The sequence below is a fragment of the Mesorhizobium sp. M0768 genome (genome assembly GCF_040320195.1).
In the GTDB taxonomy this organism is placed as follows: domain Bacteria; phylum Pseudomonadota; class Alphaproteobacteria; order Rhizobiales; family Rhizobiaceae; genus Mesorhizobium.
Map to the genome: position 1 here is coordinate 334,191 of NZ_JAMYPD010000002.1, position 18,838 is coordinate 353,028.

General features: G+C 63.9%; 15 protein-coding genes. 10 read left to right on the plus strand and 5 right to left on the minus strand.

The window, feature by feature from the left end; genetic code table 11:
- Nucleotides 1–73 precede the first annotated feature (73 nt).
- Nucleotides 74–1,771, plus strand: a complete 1,698-nt coding sequence (gene rpsA, locus NKI08_RS03860) for a 30S ribosomal protein S1 (RefSeq protein ID WP_023676278.1) — start codon at nt 74–76, stop codon at nt 1,769–1,771.
- A gap of 107 nt (nt 1,772–1,878) precedes the next feature.
- Here the strand turns inward: rpsA and NKI08_RS03865 are convergent, their stop codons facing one another.
- The 3 genes from NKI08_RS03865 to NKI08_RS03875 are packed head-to-tail and all read right to left on the minus strand — an operon-like array spanning nt 1,879 to nt 5,069.
- On the minus strand, nt 1,879–2,586 hold the full coding sequence (locus NKI08_RS03865) for an SDR family NAD(P)-dependent oxidoreductase (RefSeq protein WP_352767285.1): 708 nt from the start codon (nt 2,584–2,586) through the stop codon (nt 1,879–1,881).
- A 57-nt stretch (nt 2,587–2,643) separates the two neighbouring features.
- Nucleotides 2,644–4,224, minus strand: coding sequence for a 5-guanidino-2-oxopentanoate decarboxylase (locus tag NKI08_RS03870; protein ID WP_352767287.1), 1,581 nt, complete (start codon nt 4,222–4,224; stop codon nt 2,644–2,646).
- Nucleotides 4,221–5,069, minus strand: coding sequence for a dimethylarginine dimethylaminohydrolase family protein (locus NKI08_RS03875; RefSeq protein WP_352767431.1), 849 nt, complete (start codon nt 5,067–5,069; stop codon nt 4,221–4,223). The genes NKI08_RS03870 and NKI08_RS03875 overlap by 4 nt, the downstream gene beginning before the upstream one ends.
- A 218-nt stretch (nt 5,070–5,287) precedes the next feature.
- On the opposite strand from NKI08_RS03875, the gene NKI08_RS03880 reads away from it, so the two are divergent.
- From NKI08_RS03880 to NKI08_RS03900, 5 genes are all read left to right on the plus strand, one after another.
- Entirely contained in the window at nt 5,288–6,097 is an 810-nt protein-coding gene (locus NKI08_RS03880) for an ABC transporter ATP-binding protein (RefSeq protein WP_023676274.1), read from the plus strand.
- Between the two features lie 51 nt (nt 6,098–6,148).
- Complete coding sequence (locus NKI08_RS03885) at nt 6,149–6,943, plus strand: transporter substrate-binding domain-containing protein (protein WP_352469896.1); 795 nt, start codon at nt 6,149–6,151, stop codon at nt 6,941–6,943.
- Nucleotides 6,944–7,155: 212 nt separating this feature from the next.
- Entirely contained in the window at nt 7,156–7,821 is a 666-nt protein-coding gene (locus tag NKI08_RS03890; RefSeq protein ID WP_352470177.1) for an ABC transporter permease, read from the plus strand.
- A gap of 14 nt (nt 7,822–7,835) precedes the next feature.
- On the plus strand, nt 7,836–8,642 hold the full coding sequence (locus NKI08_RS03895; protein WP_352767434.1) for an ABC transporter permease: 807 nt from the start codon (nt 7,836–7,838) through the stop codon (nt 8,640–8,642).
- 92 nt (nt 8,643–8,734) lie between these two features.
- Nucleotides 8,735–9,736: an Ldh family oxidoreductase gene (locus NKI08_RS03900; RefSeq protein WP_352540382.1), complete on the plus strand. Its 1,002-nt coding sequence runs from the start codon at nt 8,735–8,737 to the stop codon at nt 9,734–9,736.
- Nucleotides 9,737–9,793: 57 nt separating this feature from the next.
- Here the strand turns inward: NKI08_RS03900 and NKI08_RS03905 are convergent, their stop codons facing one another.
- Nucleotides 9,794–10,066, minus strand: a complete 273-nt coding sequence (locus tag NKI08_RS03905) for a hypothetical protein (protein WP_352454720.1) — start codon at nt 10,064–10,066, stop codon at nt 9,794–9,796.
- Nucleotides 10,067–10,309: 243 nt separating this feature from the next.
- On the opposite strand from NKI08_RS03905, the gene NKI08_RS03910 reads away from it, so the two are divergent.
- The gene (locus NKI08_RS03910; RefSeq protein ID WP_352767290.1) at nt 10,310–11,284 is read left to right on the plus strand and encodes a complex I NDUFA9 subunit family protein; all 975 of its coding nucleotides are present in this window, start codon (nt 10,310–10,312) and stop codon (nt 11,282–11,284) included.
- A gap of 21 nt (nt 11,285–11,305) precedes the next feature.
- Here NKI08_RS03910 and NKI08_RS03915 read toward each other — a convergent pair whose 3' ends face one another.
- Nucleotides 11,306–12,679 carry a cytochrome P450 gene (locus tag NKI08_RS03915; protein ID WP_352767292.1) on the minus strand — a complete coding sequence of 458 codons (1,374 nt, stop codon included), beginning with the start codon at nt 12,677–12,679 and terminating at the stop codon, nt 11,306–11,308.
- A 183-nt stretch (nt 12,680–12,862) separates the two neighbouring features.
- On the opposite strand from NKI08_RS03915, the gene NKI08_RS03920 reads away from it, so the two are divergent.
- From NKI08_RS03920 to gyrB, 3 genes are all read left to right on the plus strand, one after another.
- The gene (locus NKI08_RS03920; protein WP_352681479.1) at nt 12,863–13,432 is read left to right on the plus strand and encodes an NADPH-dependent FMN reductase; all 570 of its coding nucleotides are present in this window, start codon (nt 12,863–12,865) and stop codon (nt 13,430–13,432) included.
- Between the two features lie 58 nt (nt 13,433–13,490).
- Nucleotides 13,491–16,157 carry a caspase family protein gene (locus tag NKI08_RS03925; RefSeq protein ID WP_352767295.1) on the plus strand — a complete coding sequence of 889 codons (2,667 nt, stop codon included), beginning with the start codon at nt 13,491–13,493 and terminating at the stop codon, nt 16,155–16,157.
- A 146-nt stretch (nt 16,158–16,303) separates the two neighbouring features.
- A complete protein-coding gene (gene gyrB, locus NKI08_RS03930; RefSeq protein ID WP_352453677.1) occupies nt 16,304–18,775 on the plus strand; it encodes a DNA topoisomerase (ATP-hydrolyzing) subunit B in 2,472 nt (823 codons plus the stop codon).
- The last annotated feature ends 63 nt before the right edge of the window (nt 18,776–18,838 follow it).

The window sequence follows — 18,838 nt, forward strand, 5'->3', positions numbered from 1 at the left end:
CGCCGGCAGGCCAACGCAACGCTAACCCACGGCGCCCGCCCCGCGACAGATGCGGGGCATTCCAGGAGAAACTATGTCAGTTGCAAACCCCACTCGCGATGATTTCGCGAGCCTGCTCGAAGAATCATTTTCCGCCGGCCATTCCGGCGAAGGCCAGGTCGTCAAGGGCATCATCACTGCCATTGAAAAGGACATGGCCATCATCGACGTTGGCCTCAAGGTCGAAGGCCGCGTGCCGCTGAAGGAATTCGGCGTCAAGGGCAAGGACACGACCCTCAAGGTCGGCGACACGGTCGAGGTCTATGTCGAGCGTATCGAGAACGCGCTTGGCGAAGCCATGCTGTCGCGCGAAAAGGCCCGCCGCGAAGAGAGCTGGGTCCGTCTCGAAGAGAAGTTCACCAAGGGCGAACGCGTCGAAGGCGTCATCTTCAACCAGGTCAAGGGCGGCTTCACCGTCGACCTCGACGGTGCCGTGGCCTTCCTGCCGCGCAGCCAGGTCGATATCCGCCCGATCCGCGACGTCTCGCCGCTGATGCACAACCCGCAGCCCTTCGAGATCCTCAAGATGGATCGCCGCCGCGGCAACATCGTGGTGTCGCGCCGCACCGTGCTCGAGGAGAGCCGCGCCGAACAGCGTTCGGAAATCGTGCAGAATCTCGAAGAAGGCCAGGTGGTCGAAGGCGTCGTCAAGAACATCACCGACTATGGTGCGTTCGTCGACCTCGGCGGCATCGACGGCCTGCTGCACGTCACCGACATGGCATGGCGCCGCGTCAATCATCCGACCGAAATCCTCAATATCGGCCAGACGGTCAAGGTGCAGATCATCCGCATCAACCAGGAAACCCACCGCATCTCGCTCGGCATGAAGCAGCTCGAGAGCGATCCGTGGTCCGAGATCGGCACCAAGTTCCCGATCGGCAAGAAGATCAAGGGTACCGTCACCAACATCACCGACTACGGCGCATTCGTCGAGCTGGAGCCGGGCATCGAAGGCCTCATCCACGTTTCGGAAATGTCGTGGACCAAGAAGAACGTGCATCCCGGCAAGATCCTGTCGACAACGCAGGAAGTCGACGTGGTGGTGCTCGAAGTCGATCCGGCCAAGCGCCGTATCTCGCTCGGCCTCAAGCAGACGCTGGAGAACCCGTGGGAAGCCTTCGCGCGCAGCCATCCGGTCGGAAGCCAGGTTGAGGGCGAGGTCAAGAACAAGACCGAGTTCGGCCTGTTCATCGGCCTCGAAGGCGACGTCGACGGCATGGTCCACCTTTCCGACCTCGACTGGACCCGTCCGGGCGAGCAGGTGATCGAAGAGTACAATCGCGGTGACATGGTCAAGGCGCAGGTGCTCGACGTCGATATAGACAAGGAGCGCATCTCGCTCGGCATCAAGCAGCTGGCCAAGGACACGGTCGGCGAAGCAGCGACGTCAGGCGAACTGCGCAAGAACGCAGTCGTCACCTGCGAGGTTATCGGCGTGAAGGATGGCGGTCTGGAAGTGCGGCTGGTCGACAGCGGCATCGAGACCTTCATCAAGCGCTCCGACCTCAGCCGTGACCGCGACGAGCAGCGCCCCGAGCGCTTCACCGTCGGCCAGAAAGTCGACGCCCGCGTCATCGCCTTCGACAAGAAGACCCGCAAGCTGCAGGTCTCGATCAAGGCGCTGGAAATCGCCGAAGAGAAGGAAGCGGTCGCTCAGTACGGCTCAACCGATTCCGGCGCTTCGCTGGGCGATATTTTGGGTGCCGCGCTGAAGAAGCAGGGCAGCTAAGCCAACACCGCGCCTCGCGCGGGTTATAAAACGAAACAAAAAGCCCCGCCGGAACGATCCGGCGGGGCTTTTGCTTGTGACCCTTTGCTTGCGAACGGACCGCAGGCTCAGGCCCGGCCGTAGAGTGGCACCAGCGTGCCGCTGATCGCCATGTTGGCCGGCGAGGCAAGGTAGGCAATGGCCTCGGCCGCCGCTTCAAGGCTGACCCATCTGCTGAAATCTGCGTTCGGCATGTCAGCCCGGTTGGCCGGCGTGTCGAGCGTCGAGGGCGCCACGGCATTGACCAGAATGCCGTTGCCCTTCAGCTCTTCGGCCATCGCCACGGTCATCGCGGCGACTGCCGCCTTGGCGGCGGCGTAGGCCACCTTGCCGGAGCCGCGCCGCGGATCGAGCCCGGCTCGCGCGGTGACATTGACGATGCGGCCCGGCACGGAAGATTCCAGCATCGAGCGTATCGCCGCGCGGCAGCACAGGAAGGTGGTGCGGGCGTTGGTGTCCATCATCTCGGCGAAGGAGGCGGGCTCGATTTTCTCGACCGGCGCCGCGGTGAAGCCGCCGGCCAGATGCACCGATGCCCATAAATTCGGAACGCTGGCATAGAAGGCGTCGACCTTGGCAGGGTCGGCAAGGTCGACATTATGCGCCAGCCTGACACGGTCATGCGCCGGAAAGGGAAAATTCGCAGGCGCGGCAGCGTGAGCGTTGGGCACATGGCAGATCGCGCCCTGCTCCAGCAGTTTCCCTACGACCGCGCCGCCAAGGGCACCGGTGCCGCCGGTCACCACGATATGTCTGCCGTCCAGTGTTTCCGTCATATTCGACCGCTCCGTCATTGCGCGCCGCCGATGCGGAAGGTCGCGCCTTTCGCGCGATCACTCAACCGAAATCTCGATGACGTAAGGTCGTCCAGTCGCCCGCGCGCGCCCAAGCGCGTCCGCCAAGCCGCCAGTGCCGGAAATCCGCTCGGCGGCAATGCCGTAGGCTTCGGCCAATTTGCAGAAATCCGGCGGTGCCGGGGAGACGCCGACCGGCTCGACGCCGACGTCGAGCATCGAGGTTTCGATCTCGCGGTAGCCACGATTGTTCCAGACGGCGAAGATCACCGGCGCCGCCGCGTCGAGCGCGGCGCCCAGTTCCGGCAGGGTGAACTGGAAGCCGCCGTCGCCGGTGAGGCAAACGACCGGCGCCTCAGGCCTGGCAAGGACGGCACCGATCGCCGCCGGCGGGCCATAGCCAAGCGCGCCGAAGCCGGTGGCGGCGTTGAACCAGCCGCCCGGCCGGTCATGATCGTAATAGAGGTTGGCGGCGTAGACCGGCTGGGTCGAATCGCCGACGATGATCGCGCCAGGCAGCGCATCGCGGATCGTCTCGACGGCGCGCAGTTGCGCCTGCATAGCCGGGCCGATCTCGGCAAAGGCCGCCTGCCGCGTCGCGGCGGCGCGAGCGGCGCCGTCGACCGATTGCGCCTGGCCCGTGCCGAGTTCGGCACGCAGCGCCTCGAGCGCTGCACCGCAATCGGCCTGGATCGAAATCCGGGCCGGCCGGCGGGCAAGCTGGTCGGCGCCGATGTCGATGCGGATCAGATTGGCAGGCAGGACAAAACCGCCGTCGCCATAGCCGTCATAGTCGGTCGGACCGAATTCGGTGCCGGCGGCAATGACCAGGTCGGCGCCGGCCATCAGCGCACGCACCGCCTTCAGGCTGGGGCTGGCCGGCACGCCAAGCGGATGGCGATAGAGCAGGCCGCGCGCATTGGCGGTCTGGACGACCGGCGCTCCCAACCTCTCGGCCAGGCGCTGCAACGGCGCTTCGGCAGCTTTGGCGCCGCCGCCGGCCAGGATAAGCGGCCGGCGGGCAGACGCGCATAGCCTTGCCGCCTCGGCAATCGCCGCTACATCCGGCTCGGGCGGCGCTGAATTCCGCAGCAGCGGCACGATGCCGTTGGCCGGCACGGTCATTACATCGGTCGGGATCTCAATATGCACCGGACCCGGACGCGAGGATGAGAACAGTGCAAAGGCGCGGGCGAGCACGCCGGGCAGTTCGCCGGGCTCGGTGACACGGTGCGAAAACAGCGCCACCTTCTCCATCATGCCGCGCTGGTCCGGCAGTTCATGCAGATGGCCAAGGCCTTTGCCCAGCGTCGGTGTGGCGTTGACGCCCGAGATTACCAGCATCGGCACCGAATCGGCGCGCGCCTGGCCCATGGCGGTGATGGTGTTGGTCAGCCCCGGCCCGGTGATGACGAAGACGATACCCGGCCTGCCGCTGGCGCGCGCATAGCCGTCAGCCATGAAGCCGGCGCCCTGCTCGTGGCGCGGCGTGACGTGACGGATCTTCGATCGCGCAAGCCCGCGATAGAGCTCGACCGTGTGTACGCCGGGAATGCCGAAGACGGTGTCGACGCCGTGCGCTTCGAGCAAGGTGATGAGCGCTTCGCCGATGGTCGTCATTGTCTTAGCACCGGGCGCGTGAGGCAGGTAGGGCCGCCCTCGCAGGCAATGCACAGGGCATCGGCCTCGAATGTCGAGACCGTACAGCCGGCGGCTTGCATGGCAGCCGCCGTCTTCGGAAAACCGGCAACGGCGATAACCTGGCGCGGCGCGGTCGGCAGCACGTTGAGGCTGAGCCCATTCGAGGCGAAGAATTCGTCGGCGTCGCCCTCGACCAGCCGAATGCCGCGTTCGCGCAGCATCTGGTGGAAGGCGACCGGCAGGAGGGGCGCATAGACCAGCGCCAGATCGTCTGCGAGCGGGCTGATCACCGACATCAGATGCAGGCAGGCCTCCTCGCCCTGCCAGAGCGGCAGGTCGAAGCCATAGACCTGGATGCCTTTGGGTGAAAGCAGGTTGGAGAGCTGCTGGATGCCGTGCTGATTGGTGCGCACGCCGCGGCCGATGGCCAGCGTGTTTGCATCCACCCACACGCAGTCGCCGCCCTCGACCTGGCCGGGAGCCTCGATTCGGCCGAGGACGGGGATGCCCATGCGCCCATAGGCTGCCTCGTGGAGGCTGGGCTCGGGCCGGCGCAGCGCCTTGCCCATGGCAAGGATGACCGCGCCATGATCGGTCATCAGCGAGGGATCGTGGGTAAAAACCGAATCGGCAAGCCGGTCGTCGGCGTCACTCAGCCATTCGATTTCGGCGCCTGAGGCCGAAATCAGCCTGGCCAGCGCATCATGCTGGACCGCCGCTTTTTGCGGATTGAAGCCGGGGCCATAGTGCCACTCCAGCGCTTCGGCCCGACGCATGGCGCCGGCAGCGGAGCGCATCAGCACGCGCTGCAGCGTCCCGGCCATCGACTGCGACCCGTATGCTTTGCCCACTAAATTCTCCTGAAACGCGCCTCTCCTGCCAATAGCCACTCGGCAGGCGGTGATCAATGGTCCAAAAAACTGCGGTTGACGGAGACAAGCGGAACGGTCCATCTTGAGAATCGGAACGCTGTCCAGTGACGGGTAATGGGTAAAAAATTCCAGCAAGGACTGCCTCGGCTGCTCCGCGGGGCACCGCGACGATGACAGCGCCGGCCACTGCCCTGAAGCATACGGCGCAGAACGGCGCTGCCGAAGCCATCCACGTCGAGAACCTGCACAAGAATTTCGGCAAGCTGCATGTATTGAAGGGCGTTTCGCTGTCGGCGCGCGATGGCGAGGTGATCGCCATCATTGGCGGCAGCGGCTCGGGCAAATCGACGCTGCTGCGCTGCATCAACTGCCTGGAGAACCCGACCAGCGGCATTATCCGGGTCAATGGCGAAGAGATAAAGCTGAAGGCCGACAGCTACGGCCACACCGTGCCCGCAGACCGCAAGCAGATCGAACGCATCCGCTCCAAGCTTGGCATGGTCTTCCAGAACTTCAATCTGTGGAGCCACATGACGTTGATCGAGAACGTCATCGAGGTTCCCGTGCATGTGCTCGGCGTCAAGCGCGATGTGGCGATCGGCGAGGCGGAAAAATTGCTCGCCCGCGTTGGCTTGGCCGAAAAACGCGACGTCTATCCTGCCTATCTGTCGGGCGGCCAACAGCAGCGCGCCGCGATCGCCAGGGCGCTGGCCATCAATCCGCGCGTCATGCTGTTCGATGAGCCGACTTCGGCGCTCGACCCGGAACTCGTCGGCGAGGTGCTGAAGGTGATCGGCGACCTGGCGCGCGAAGGCCGCACCATGGTGCTGGTCACCCATGAAATGAAGTTTGCCCGCGAGGTCGCGACGCACGTCGTTTACCTCCATAACGGGCTGGTCGAGGAAGAAGGGCCGCCGGAACAGATCTTCGGCGCACCTAAATCCGAAAGGCTGAAGCAGTTCATCCGCAACATCAGTTAAACTGTGGGCGGACGAAAACCGGGAACAACAACAAAACTGGGAGTCATGACGATGAAGATTATTCTCAAGACCTTTGCCGCAGCGCTGCTGGTTGGCGTTGCCGCCATGGGCGTGGCCAAGGCCGATCCGGTCAAGATCGGTGTCGCTGCCGAGCCCTATCCGCCGTTCACCTCGCCGGATGCTTCCGGCAAATGGGTCGGTTGGGAAATCGAATTCATCGACGCTGTCTGCGCCGAAGAGAAGCTCGACTGCGTCATCACGCCGGTCGCCTGGGACGGCATCATCCCGGCGTTGACGACCAAGAAGATCGACGTCATCGCCAGCTCGATGTCGATCACCGACGAACGCAAGAAGACGATCGACTTCTCCGACAAATATTACAACACCCCGACTGCGATCATCGGGCCGAAGGACCAGAAGTTCGGCTCGACACCGGAGGACCTCAAGGGCAAGATCATCGGCGTCCAGGTCTCGACCGTACACGCCGACTACGCCAAGAAGCACTTCGCCGACGCGGCGGAAATCAAGGAATACCAGACCCAGGACGAGGCCAACCAGGATCTTGCCGCCGGCCGGGTCGACGCGGTGCAGGCCGATTCCATCGCCCTCGACGCCTTCCTGAAATCGGACCAGGGCAAGCAATGCTGCGATCTGAAAGGCATGGTCGCGCCGGATCTGGCCATTCTCGGGCCCGGCGTCGGCGCCGGCGTCCGCAAGGAAGACACCGAGTTGAAGGAAAAGATCAACGCCGGTATCAAGGCCATCCGCGCCAACGGCAAATATGACGAGATTTCGAAGAAGTACTTCGACTTTGATATTTACGGCTCCGACACGCAGTCGAACTGACGGCCTCATCCATGAGCGATTAACCACGCGGCCCCGATAGAGCCGCGTGGTTGGTCGAAATCCATCGACGCGAGCTTCCGCGGGCGGAAATCGCCGGCGGTTTTAGCGCCAGCAATTCGAGGGCGACGCTGATCGACGCATTTGTTCCGGCTTGGGCCGCCTCTGCCATCGCGCTTCTCTCGCCCGTGCCGCCGGGCTGGGGTGGAACGCTCATCGTCGGGCTGCTCCATACGATCGAGATTGCGGTCGGCGCCACCTGTCTCGGCCTTTTGATCGGCATCGGCGGCGCCTCCGGCAAGCTGTATGGTGGTCCGGTGGTGCGCGATCTCCTGGCAGTCTATACGACCGTCGTGCGCGCCGTGCCGGAGCTGGTGCTGATCCTTCTGCTCTATTACGCCGGCACCGACCTGATCAATCAGATGCTGACGGCAACGGGCTATCAGCGTATGGACATTAGCGGGCTGGCCGCCGGCATTGCCGTGCTCGGCTTCGTCCAGGGCGCCTATTCGACCGAGGTGATCCGCGGCGCGATCCTCGCCATTCCGCAGGGCCAGATCGAAGCCGCGCGCGCCTATGGCATGTCTCCCGGCCTGCTGCTGCGGCGCATCACGCTGCCGGCGATGCTGCCCTTCGCCATACCCGGCCTTGCCAATCTCTGGCTGATCGCCACCAAGGACACAGCCCTGCTGGCGGTCGTCGGCTTTTTCGAGCTGACATTGGCGACACGGCAGGCGGCCGGCGTGACCAAAGCCTATCTGACATTCTTTATCGCCGCCGGCGCGATCTACCTTCTGTTGACGCTGGTTTCGAACCTGATCATCGGCCGCATCGAGACATGGGCCCGCCGCGGCATGCCGTCGCTCAAGGAGGCCCGGTGATGGCTGGCCCGGCGATGACTGGCGAAGCGGCCGTCGAGATAGCCGCACGCGCTTCGCTGTGGCTGAAGCCGCATCGTATCGCGCTGATCCTGATCGCGCTGGGGCTGGTTTTGGCGGCGACCGTCTTCATGCGCTGGGACTGGCTGCCGAAATATTACGGGATGGGATTGCTCGGCATCTGGCGCGCGCTGTGGATTCTTGCCGTCACCTGCACGCTGGGCTTCCTGCTCGCCATGCCGCTCGGACTGGCACAAGCCGCAGGCTCTTTCTGGTTCGCGGCGCCCGCCAAGGCCTTCTGCACGGTCATCAGGGGAACGCCGCTGCTGCTGCAGCTCTGGTTGCTCTATTACGGGCTGGGCTCGCTGTTTCCACAATATCCATGGATTCGCGAGTCCTGGATGTGGCCCTATCTGAGGCAGGCATGGCCCTATGGCGTGCTCGGGCTGACGCTGTCCTTCGCCGGCTATGAGGGCGAGGTGATGCGAGGCGCTTTTGCCGGCGTACCGAAAGGCCAATTGGAAGCCGCCCGCGCCTTCGGCATGAGCCGCTGGAGGATTTTCCGGCGAATCTGGCTGCCGCAGGCCTTCTACCGCGCGCTGCCGACACTGACGGGCGAAATCGTGCTGCAGCTGAAATCGACGCCGCTGGTGGCGACCATCAGCGTGATCGACATATTCGCCGTCTCTTCAAAGGTGCGTCAGGATACCTACCTCACCTATGAACCCTTGCTGCTCCTGGCGTTGATCTATATGGCGATCACCGGCATCCTCGTCTTCACCCTGGGCAAGATCGAGGCGCGGATTCCGAACAAGATCGGTTAGCGAATAGGGAGTAGTGAATAGCGAATAGTTTTGCTGATTTCCCTACTCGCTACTCCCTATTCGCTACTCGCTGAAATTTCAGGGCAGCTACGATGCAACTCAGTCTCGACCAGGCGACAGGGCTGTGCCGGATGGCCGCACTTGGCGCTGGCGCCAACGAAGAGGCGGCGCAGTCGCTGGCTGCCTCGATCGTCGCGGCCGAGGCGGAAGGACTGTCGACCGTTGGGCTGTCGCACTTCATCGATTATCTCGAAGCGCTGGAAGCCGGCCGCATCGACGGCAACGCCGATCCGGTGATCACCAGGCCGGCGCTCGCAGTCTATCTCTCCGATGCGCGCGGCGGACTGGCGCATACCGGTTTCGACCGCACGATCGATGAACTCGCCAAGGCGGCGCGGCTGTTCGGCGTCGCGATTTTTTCGCAGAAGAATGCCTATACGTGCGGCGCGCTCGGCTATTTCACCGGAAGGCTGGCCGCGCAGGGATTGGTGTCGTTCGCCGCCACCAACGGCCCGGCCGTGCTTGCCGGCTCGGGCTCGGTCAAGCCGGTCTACTGCACCAACCCGATGTCCTTTGCGGCACCCGCCGCGGACGGGGCGGCGCTGGTCATCGACCAATCGTCGAGCGCCACCGCCTTCGTCAACATCCGCAAGGCGGCCGAGGACGGCAAGAAGATACCCGAAGGCTGGGCACTGGATGCGAGCGGCAATCCGACCACGGACCCGGCAGCTGCAATGAAGGGCGCCATGCTTGCCTTCGGCGGCCAGCGCGGCGCCAACATCGCGCTGATGGTCGAGGTGCTGGCTGCGGGCCTGTCGGGCGCCAACTGGTCGCTCGATGCGCCATGGTTCAGCGGCGGGCCGGACAGTCCGGGGACCGGCCTGTTCGTGCTTGCCGTCGAGCCCAAGCTGCTCGATCCGGACTTCGAAAAGCGGATGAAGGATCAACTCGACCGGCTGCGGCGGCGCTATGGCGTGCATGTGCCGGGGCGTGCCCGGGCCGAGGCCGCGGAGAAGGCGGCGGCGCGCGGCATAAGCGCGCCGAAAGCCGTGGTGCAGCGCATTTCCGAATTCGCCGCCCGCTATTCGTCCTGAAGAAATTCGTTTGTCCGATGAGCGGCTGAGAACGCCGGCCGATCCGGCAGCGCGAGCCTACTTCCCGCAATAATGATCGTTGATGACGTTCGCCGCATTCGCGTCCGGCCCTACCCTGTTGTAGGAGCAGGGTTCGGCGGCCGTCGTGAACAGGTGGTTGTCATAGTAGCGCGGGCCACCGAACAGAATGTCGATGATGTTGCCGTTGGCCGGAACGTAGCGTTCGGGTTGAGCTTGGTGGTGATGCCGGTTTGCCGCGAATGCCGAGGCACCAATGCTGCAGCCTGTTGCGAAAGCCAGAGCGAAGATCGCAACGCGTTTTGTCGTCATCGGCAATATCCTCCATTCGGAATCAAACCATACATCCTAAAATCGCCGGCCGGAACAAAGGTTCCTGTCCCGAATGGAGTTACCCTAAAGCCCGGCGTCGGCGGGTTTTCTGCCGTTTCCAACGGATACTGGAAATCATGCTTCAACAATGCCGGGCGACCGATGGTCACCCTTTGCCTTTGGCGCGAAACCGACTATGAAACGGCTTCAACCAAGCCATCTGGATAGCCGCCGGAGCCAGCCATGACCGAAATCCTGCAGACCCCAAAGCTCGTGGTCGTGTTCGGCGGCTCCGGCTTTGTCGGTCGTCATGTCGTGCGGGCGCTGGCCAAGCGCGGCTACCGCATCCGGGTTGCCTGCCGTCGGCCCGATCTCGCCGGCCACCTGCAGCCGCTCGGCAATGTCGGGCAGATCCAGCCGGTGCAAGCCAATGTCCGGGTGCGCTGGTCGGTCGACCGCGCCGTGCAAGGCGCGGACCATGTCGTCAATCTGGTGGCGATCGCGCATGAGGCCGGCCGGCAGAAATTCACTGCCGTCCACGAGTTCGGCGCGCGGGCTGTCGCTGAAGCGGCGCGCGCCGTCGGCGCCGGCCTCACCCATATCTCGGCTCTGGGTGCGGATCTCCACGCGCAATCGGACTACGCGCGTACCAAGGCGCTCGGCGAAAAGGCCGTTCTTGAGACGGTCCAGGACGCCGTGATCTTTCGGCCATCGATCAATTTCGGGCCGGAGGACGGTTTCTTCAACCGCTTTGCAAACATGGCTCGCTTTTCCCCAGTGCTGCCGCTGATCGGCGGCGGGCAGACGAAATTCCAGCCGGTCTATGTCGGCGACGTCGCCGAAGCGGTGGCACACTCGGTCGACGGCAAGGTCCAGGGCGGCCGGATCTATGAACTCGGCGGGCCGCAGGTGCTTAGCTTCAAGGAATGCATGCAAGAGCTGCTTGTCATCATCGAACGCAAGCGGTTTTTGCTGCCCGTGCCATGGTGGCTGGCGAACTTCCAGGCATCAATTCTCGGGCTGCTGCCCAATCCGTTGTTGACCAAGGACCAGGTCCTGCTGTTGCGCCAGCACAATGTGGTGTCGGATGCCGCCGTCAAGGACAACAGGACGCTCGCCGGCCTCGGTATCCAGCCGCGGTCGATCGGAACCATCCTGCCCAGCTATCTCTGGCGCTACCGCGCCGCCGGCCAGTTCCAACGCAAGACCGCCGCATAACACGAACGGACGTCGGGTTGCCTACGCCGCGCGCCTGGTAACCTGCATAGGCAGCCCGCCTTGCGGCTGCGTCGTCAGCTTCTGCACCGGCCAGGGGCGGGTTTGCGCGGTGGTATCGAAACGATAGCGCGACAGCATGATCGCCAACGCGATGATTGCCTCCTGCATGGCAAAGCTGGCGCCGATGCAGACGCGAGGCCCGGCGCCGAACGGCAAATACTGGAAACGGTCGATCTTCTCGCGGTTTCCCGGATGGAAGCGTTCCGGCATGAAGGCGTCGGGCCTGTCCCACAGCTTGCGATGGCGGTGGACGACCCACGGCATCACCAGCACCGCGGCACGTCGCGGTATGTAGAGGCCGTTCCAGGTTTCGGGCTCGATCGGTTCGCGGTTGATCGATGGCGCCGGCGGATAGAGCCTGAGCGCCTCTTCGAAGGCGGCACGGGTGAGCGGCATAGCGTCGAGCCATTTCGTCGGGTCGGGCTCACGCGCCAGCACGGCATCGATCTCGTGCTCGATCTTTTCGCGCTCCCACGGCGCTTCGGCAAGGCAGTAGAGCGTCCAGCCGAGCGCCCTGGCCGTAGTCTCGTGGCCGGCGCCGATAAAGGTGATGATGTTGTCCTCGACCTCGGCCCGGGTCAGCCCGCCCGGTCCCTCCGCTTTCAACAGCAGCGTGAGAAAATCCTGCGGCACCGTGTCCGGATCACGCTTCAACCGCGCCTCGCGCATCTGCACCGTGTCGGTAACGATCTTGCGGAAGTAGGCCATGGTCCTGCGGCCGCGGATGCGGGTCAGGCGCGGCAGCCAGTCGGGCGCACGCAAAAGGTCGAGCGGATCGACCCGGCCCATCGTCTCGAACAGGCGATCGATCTCCTTGGCGAAGCTACCGGGCTCGCCCGATATCTCGCCCGAAAACAGCGTCTCGGCCAGGATATCGAAGGTGAGCAGCGTCATGTCGTGGGCGATATCCGACGTGCCACCTTGCTCGTAACGGGTGACGAATTCGAGCGTGCGTTTCAGCATCGGCTCGGCGAAGCCGAAGATGTGGCGCGGCGTGAACACCGGTGCCATCGCCTTGCGCGAACGCCGCCACACTTCGCCCTCGGCGGTCAGCAGCCCGTCGCGCAAGATCGGCCGCAGGATCAACTGGCGCACCGTGGCCATCTTGTAGTTCTTGGCGTTGTCGACAAGCACATGGCGGATGAGGCCGGGATCGTTGGCGATGACCAGCGGTCCCCCGACGCCGTTCACCGAAATCCAGGGCTCGTTGTAGGTCGCCTCACCCCACAGTTCGAGCGGATTGCGGTAGACGATGCGGATCATCTCCAGCGTTGAAGGCGGCGCGGTGCGCGGCTTCGGCGCCGGCGGGACGAAGGGGACGGGCTGACTGTCCATGGCTTGCTCCGCTGACACCTCAATGTAGTGGCGGGCAAGGCAGGCGTCCATGTGACCGGACGACAAGGTGATGCATCCGCTCTCTGGAATGTGACCCGGGCACCGGAAAGTGCCTGCTTGCTGTGTCCGGCTGCGTGTCTTAGGTGGCAGCACCACAGATGTCAGAACCGGCGGGAGCCTGCCTTGAAGCACCAGTTGAACGTCATCATCGGCAGCACGCGGCCGGGCCGCGCCGGACCCGCTTTCGCAAAGTGGCTGGAGAGCTTTGCGCGCGAGCATGGCAAATTCGAGCCGGTGCTCACTGACATCGCCGCATTCAACCTGCCGGTGCTGGACGAGCCGCATCATCCGAGACTCGGCAAATACGAAAACAGCCACACGAAAGCCTGGTCGAAAGCAATCGACGCAGCCGACGCATTCGTCTTCGTGGCGCCGGAGTACAATTATTTCACCGCTCCCGCGATCGTCAACGCGGTCGACTACCTGCTCAGGGAATGGCGATACAAGCCGGCCGCCATCCTCAGCTACGGCGGTGTCTCCGGCGGTTTGCGAGCGGCGCAGGCGGTCAAACCGTTGCTGACCGCCGTCGGTGTCATGCCGATTCCGGAAGGCGTGGCGCTGCCGATGTACCAGAAGCTGCTCGACGAGACCGGCGCCTTCCTGCCCAGCGAGCAGGTGCTCGGCGGGGCCAGGACCATGCTGGACGAGCTGTTCCGCTGGAGCGAAGCGCTGAGGCCGATGCGCGCCAGCTAACAACGCGAACGGCCGAACTGGCCGATGCCATAACTTGCTCATGCCATAAAGAGATGGAATGCTCCGGCAAATGACCGGGCCGGGGCGGTTCGATTTGCGTTTTCTGTTTGCCTTGCTGCTGATCCTCTCGACGGCCTCCGCTGCAATGGCGGAGCGGCGCGCTGCGCTGGTCATCGCCGAGAACGACTACCGGCTGATCCGGCCGCTCGCCAATCCCGTCAATGACGGCGAGATCATGGAAACTGTGCTGAGGAAGCTCGGTTTCGAGGTCTTCCTCGAAACCAACCGCGACCTGCGGCGCATGCGCCGGGCGCTTGACGATTTCCGCGAGGATGCCAAAGGCGCCGACGTGGCACTGGTGTTCTTCTCCGGCCACGGCGTCGAGATAGCCGGCGAGAATCGGCTCCTGCCGGTCGATGCAGACGCGTCGTCGCTCGCTACGCTGGAACGGACCAGCCTGCCGCTGGAGGAGATCCGCGCGACCGTCGCCGCCACCAGCAAGGTCGGACTGATCGTGCTCGATGCCTGCCGCAGCGATCCGTTTGCGGCTACGGGCGGCGAAGGCCGCGGCGCAGCGGCGCTGGTAAAAGAGGTCAGCGACAAGGTCCGGCCGGGTCTTGGCCGCATCGGGCGGGCAGAAAACATCCTGTTTGCCTTCTCGGCGGCGCCCGGCGAGACCGCCGCGGATGGGACGGACCAGAATTCGCCGTTTACCGCGGCGCTGACGAAATACCTCGGCACCGAAGGTCTCGAGATCCGCTCCGTGCTGACGCTCGTGCAGCAGGAGGTTTACGACCTCTCGCGCGGCAAGCAATTGCCCTATGTCGAGAGCGGCCTGCCGCAGCTGTTCTTTGCCGCCTCGGCCAAGGAGAAATTGCCGGAACGCGAACGCCTGTTGCTGGCCATGGCCGAGGTGACGCCTCAGATGCGCGGCGAAGTGGAGAAGATCGCCAGCGACGCCGACATGCCGCTGGCACCGCTCTATGGCGCGTTGATCAGTTCCGATGCCGGCCACCTCTCCGCGGACAGTCTGAACGCCAGGCTGCGTGAGGCAGCCGACGCCTTCGTCAAGGTGCGGAGCGAAATGCAGACGCTTGGCTCCGACGATCTGCGGGTGGCAGCGTTGCGCCGGCAGGCCGAAGAGCAGCTTTCGCTGGGAGCGTTCGATGCCGCGCGTAAAAAGCTCGCCGAGGCAGCCGAGATCGACAATGTCTCGCGCAACGCGCTGAAGGCCAATTTCGTCAGCCGCACGCTCTCCGAGGCCGCAACGCGCTATCTGTCCGGCGGGGCCGCGCGCGCCGACCTCGACTACGCCACAGCCATCAGGGACTATGAGTCCGTGCTGGCGCTTTATGGCGAAGCCGGACAGGTGATACTGCCGCTCGACGACGCCGACCGCTTGATTCGCACGCTGGACGAGCTCGGCAAGCTCTATACCACGGTCGGCAATATCGATGCGGCTGGCCGTGCCTTCGAGGCGCTGCAAGCCGATCTCGAGCGGCGGTCGCATCATGAAACCGATCCCAACGTGAAGCGCGACTTCGCCGTCAGCCACGTCAAGCTCGGCAACGTGCGGATGGCGCAAGGCAATCTGCCGTCAGCGCTGCAGAATTATGAGACCGCCAAGACCATTCTGCAGGGCTTGACCGAGGCAGAACCAGACAATCTGGAGTGGTTCGGCGACCTCGCCATGGCCGACGACAAGATCGGCAACGTATTGGCGACGCAAGGCGATCTGGCCGGCGCCGCAGAGGTCTACCAGGAAAGCCTGTCGATCAAGAAGCAGCTCGCCGCCGGAGAGCCGGACCGTGCCGAACTGCAGCGCGACCTGACCATCACCTACGATGAGATCGGTCACCTTGCCCATATCGCAGGCCAACTGGACAACGCACAGGCGGCCTATGAAGAGAGCCTGAAGGTGCGGCTGGCGCTGGCGGCGGACAAACCGGGAGACGCCGACCGGCAGCGTGACGTCTCGGTCAGCCACGATACGATAGGCGACCTGCTGCGCGAACGCGGCGACGCCGCCGGGGCGCTGGCGGCCTACAAGGAAGGTCTGGCGATCGTCAAGCAACTGGCGAAACGCGATCCGGACGACACCGAGTTGAAGCGCGACCTGTCGGTCGGCAACGCCAAGATCGGCAATGCTCTGAGCGACCAGCAGAATTGGCCGGCGGCACTTTCGGCTTATCGTGAGGCACTTTCGCAGGCCAGCGCGCTCGCCGCCGGCGACCCGAACAACACCGAATGGCAGCGCGACCTTTCCGTGTGCATCGAGAAAGTCGCCGGCGTCCTGGCGATACAGGGCGACCACAAAGGCGCGCTGAAAGCCTATCTGGACAGCTACGCGATTGCGCAGAGGCTGGCCAAGCTCGATCCCGCCAATTCCGACTGGCAGCGGGACTTGTCGATAACGCTGTCCGAAGTCGCCACGCTGCGCCTCAGGCAGCGCGACGTCAGGGGCGCCCGGCAAGCCCTTCAGGACAGTCTGGCCATTCGCGAGAAACTTGCCCGGTCCGATCCGGACAACGCCACCTGGCAGCGCGACCTGGTGGTCGCCTATATCGACTACGCCCAAGTCGCAAAGGACCCGAAGGCTGTGCTTTCCAAGGCGCTCGACATGACGCTCGAGCTCGACCGGAGCGGGCGGTTGGCACCGCGCCACAAGTTCATGATCAAGTTTTTACGTGAGCGGCTGGCCAGGATCGAAGCCAGGCGCCGATAGCCTGCTCACGCGATGGTCATTCCGTTCCGAAATGCCTGCAAACCTTGGAAAAACCGCCTTTTGCGCCTATATCTACGACATTAGAAATGCGCGATTCGAAGCCGATTTTTCGCGCTCTGCACACGGCATCAATCAGACAGGTTTTCATGAGCGACCAGACCGACATCGCCAACGGCGTTGAAGCCGAATACGGCGCCGATTCCATCAAGGTTTTGAAGGGCTTGGATGCCGTTCGCAAGCGGCCGGGCATGTATATCGGCGATACCGACGACGGCTCGGGCCTGCACCACATGGTCTATGAGGTGGTCGACAACGCCATCGACGAAGCACTGGCCGGCCATGCCGACCTGGTGACGGTGACGCTCAATCCGGACGGATCGGTGACGGTCATCGACAATGGCCGCGGCATTCCGACCGATATCCACACCGGCGAAGGCATTTCAGCGGCCGAAGTGATCATGACGCAGCTGCATGCCGGCGGCAAGTTCGACCAGAACTCCTACAAGGTCTCAGGCGGCCTGCACGGCGTCGGCGTGTCGGTCGTCAACGCCCTGTCGGCCTGGCTGAAACTGAAGATCCGCCGCAACGGCCAGATCTACGAGATGAGTTTCACGCATGGCAATGCCGACGCGCCGCTGCGCATCACCGGCAGTTATGAACAAGACAAGGTCCCCGGCACCTATGAAGGGCGCAGCGGCAGCGAAATCACGTTTTTGCCGTCGTCCGAGACTTTCACCATGGTCGAATTCGACTACGGTACGCTGGAGCATCGGCTGCGCGAGCTCGCCTTCCTGAACTCCGGCGTGCGCATCGTTTTGACCGATGCCCGCCATGCCGACATCGTGCGCCATGAACTGCACTACGATGGCGGGCTGGAAGAGTTCGTCCGATATCTCGACCGGACGAAGAAGCCGTTGCTCGACAAGCCGATCTCGATCCGCGCCGAGCGCGACGGCATCACGGTTGAAGTCGCCATGTGGTGGAATGACAGCTACCACGAGAACGTGCTGGCCTTCACCAACAACATCCCGCAACGCGACGGCGGCACGCATCTGGCAGGCTTCCGCGGTGCGCTGACGCGCCAGATAACCGGCTATGGCGACTCCTCGGGCCTGACCAAGAAGGAAAAAGTGGCGCTGATCGGCGATGATTGCCGCGAAGGGCTGACCGCGGTGCTGTCGGTCAAGGTTCCCGACCCGAAATTCTCCTCGCAGACCAAGGACAAGCTGGTGTCGTCCGAGGTCCGCCCGGTGGTCGAAGGGCTTGTCAACGAAGCGCTCGGCACCTGGCTCGAGGAGCACCCGACCGAGGGCAAGGCGGTCATCGAGAAGGTCATCCAGGCCGCTGCCGCGCGCGAAGCCGCGCGCAAGGCACGCGACATCACCCGCAAGAGTTCGCTCGGCGTCACCTCGCTGCCCGGCAAGCTGGCCGATTGCCAGGAGCGCGATCCGGCGAAATCCGAGATCTTTATCGTCGAGGGCGACAGCGCCGGCGGCTCGGCCAAGGGCGGCCGTTCGCGCCAGAACCAGGCCATTCTTCCGCTGCGCGGCAAGATCCTCAATGTCGAGCGCGCCCGCTTCGACCGCATGCTCGGCTCCGACATGATCGGCACGCTGATCACCGCGCTCGGCACCTCGATCGGCAAGGACGAGTTCAACGCCGACAAGCTGCGCTACCACAAGATCATCCTGATGACCGACGCCGATGTCGACGGCGCCCACATCCGCACCTTGCTGCTGACCTTCTTCTTCCGGCAGATGCCGGAACTGATCGAACGCGGGCATCTCTACATCGCGCAGCCGCCGCTCTACAAGGTGACGCGCGGGAAGAGCTCGCAATACATCAAGGACGAAGCCGCCTTCGAGGAATTCCTGATCGGCTCCGGGCTGGAAGAAGCGTCGCTTGCGCTCAGCACAGGCGAGGTGCGGGCTGGACAGGACCTGCGCAGCGCCATCGACGACGCCTTGGCTGTCCGCCAGCTCATCAACGGATTGCACACGCGCTATAACAGAGGCGTGGTCGAGCAGGCAGCGATTGCCGGCGCGCTCAACCCGGAGATCTTCACCGACCTCCGCCGCGCCAACGAAACGGCCGAGCGTGTTGCCCGTCGTCTCGACATTATCGCCGAGGACACCGAGCGCGGCTGGATCGGCCGCATGTCGACCTCGAACGAGGGCATTGGCGGCTATGTCTTCGAGCGAACGGTGCGCAGCGTCAAGGAGTTCGCGCATCTCGACCTGGCATTGATCAATTCCGCCGACGCACGCCAGCTCGACCGCTATGCGCCGCGCCTGGCGGAAATCTACGGCGAGCCGCCGGTGCTGCGCCGCAAGGATGTCTCGGAAACCATTTCGGGGCCGCTGGCACTGCTCAATGCCGTGTTTGCCACCGGCCGCAAGGGCCTGACCATGCAGCGCTACAAGGGCCTTGGCGAAATGAACGCCGAGCAGCTCTGGGAAACGACGCTCGACCCGAATGTGCGCTCGCTGTTACAGGTCAAGGTCAATGACGCGACTGATGCGGACAGCTTGTTTTCACGGCTGATGGGCGACGAGGTCGAGCCAAGGCGCGAATTCATCCAGGAAAACGCGCTGTCGGTTGCCAATCTGGACATCTGAGCCGCCATCCAGATACCCAGCCAGCAGGCATGAAGTGTATTGGTGCGCCTTGGCGCACCAATA

What these genes read in the sequence shown, in the direction of transcription:
- NKI08_RS03895 (WP_352767434.1), top strand. Translation starts at nt 7,836, where the DNA reads ATGACTGGCGAAGCGGCCGTCGAGATAGCCGCACGCGCTTCGCTGTGG.
- NKI08_RS03880 (WP_023676274.1), top strand. Translation starts at nt 5,288, where the DNA reads ATGACAGCGCCGGCCACTGCCCTGAAGCATACGGCGCAGAACGGCGCT.
- NKI08_RS03885 (WP_352469896.1), top strand. Translation starts at nt 6,149, where the DNA reads ATGAAGATTATTCTCAAGACCTTTGCCGCAGCGCTGCTGGTTGGCGTT.
- NKI08_RS03865 (WP_352767285.1), bottom strand. Translation starts at nt 2,586, where the DNA reads ATGACGGAAACACTGGACGGCAGACATATCGTGGTGACCGGCGGCACC.
- gyrB (WP_352453677.1), top strand. Translation starts at nt 16,304, where the DNA reads ATGAGCGACCAGACCGACATCGCCAACGGCGTTGAAGCCGAATACGGC.
- NKI08_RS03915 (WP_352767292.1), bottom strand. Translation starts at nt 12,679, where the DNA reads ATGGACAGTCAGCCCGTCCCCTTCGTCCCGCCGGCGCCGAAGCCGCGC.
- rpsA (WP_023676278.1), top strand. Translation starts at nt 74, where the DNA reads ATGTCAGTTGCAAACCCCACTCGCGATGATTTCGCGAGCCTGCTCGAA.
- NKI08_RS03905 (WP_352454720.1), bottom strand. Translation starts at nt 10,066, where the DNA reads ATGACGACAAAACGCGTTGCGATCTTCGCTCTGGCTTTCGCAACAGGC.
- NKI08_RS03900 (WP_352540382.1), top strand. Translation starts at nt 8,735, where the DNA reads ATGCAACTCAGTCTCGACCAGGCGACAGGGCTGTGCCGGATGGCCGCA.
- NKI08_RS03925 (WP_352767295.1), top strand. Translation starts at nt 13,491, where the DNA reads ATGCTCCGGCAAATGACCGGGCCGGGGCGGTTCGATTTGCGTTTTCTG.
- NKI08_RS03875 (WP_352767431.1), bottom strand. Translation starts at nt 5,069, where the DNA reads ATGGCCGGGACGCTGCAGCGCGTGCTGATGCGCTCCGCTGCCGGCGCC.
- NKI08_RS03910 (WP_352767290.1), top strand. Translation starts at nt 10,310, where the DNA reads ATGACCGAAATCCTGCAGACCCCAAAGCTCGTGGTCGTGTTCGGCGGC.
- NKI08_RS03870 (WP_352767287.1), bottom strand. Translation starts at nt 4,224, where the DNA reads ATGACGACCATCGGCGAAGCGCTCATCACCTTGCTCGAAGCGCACGGC.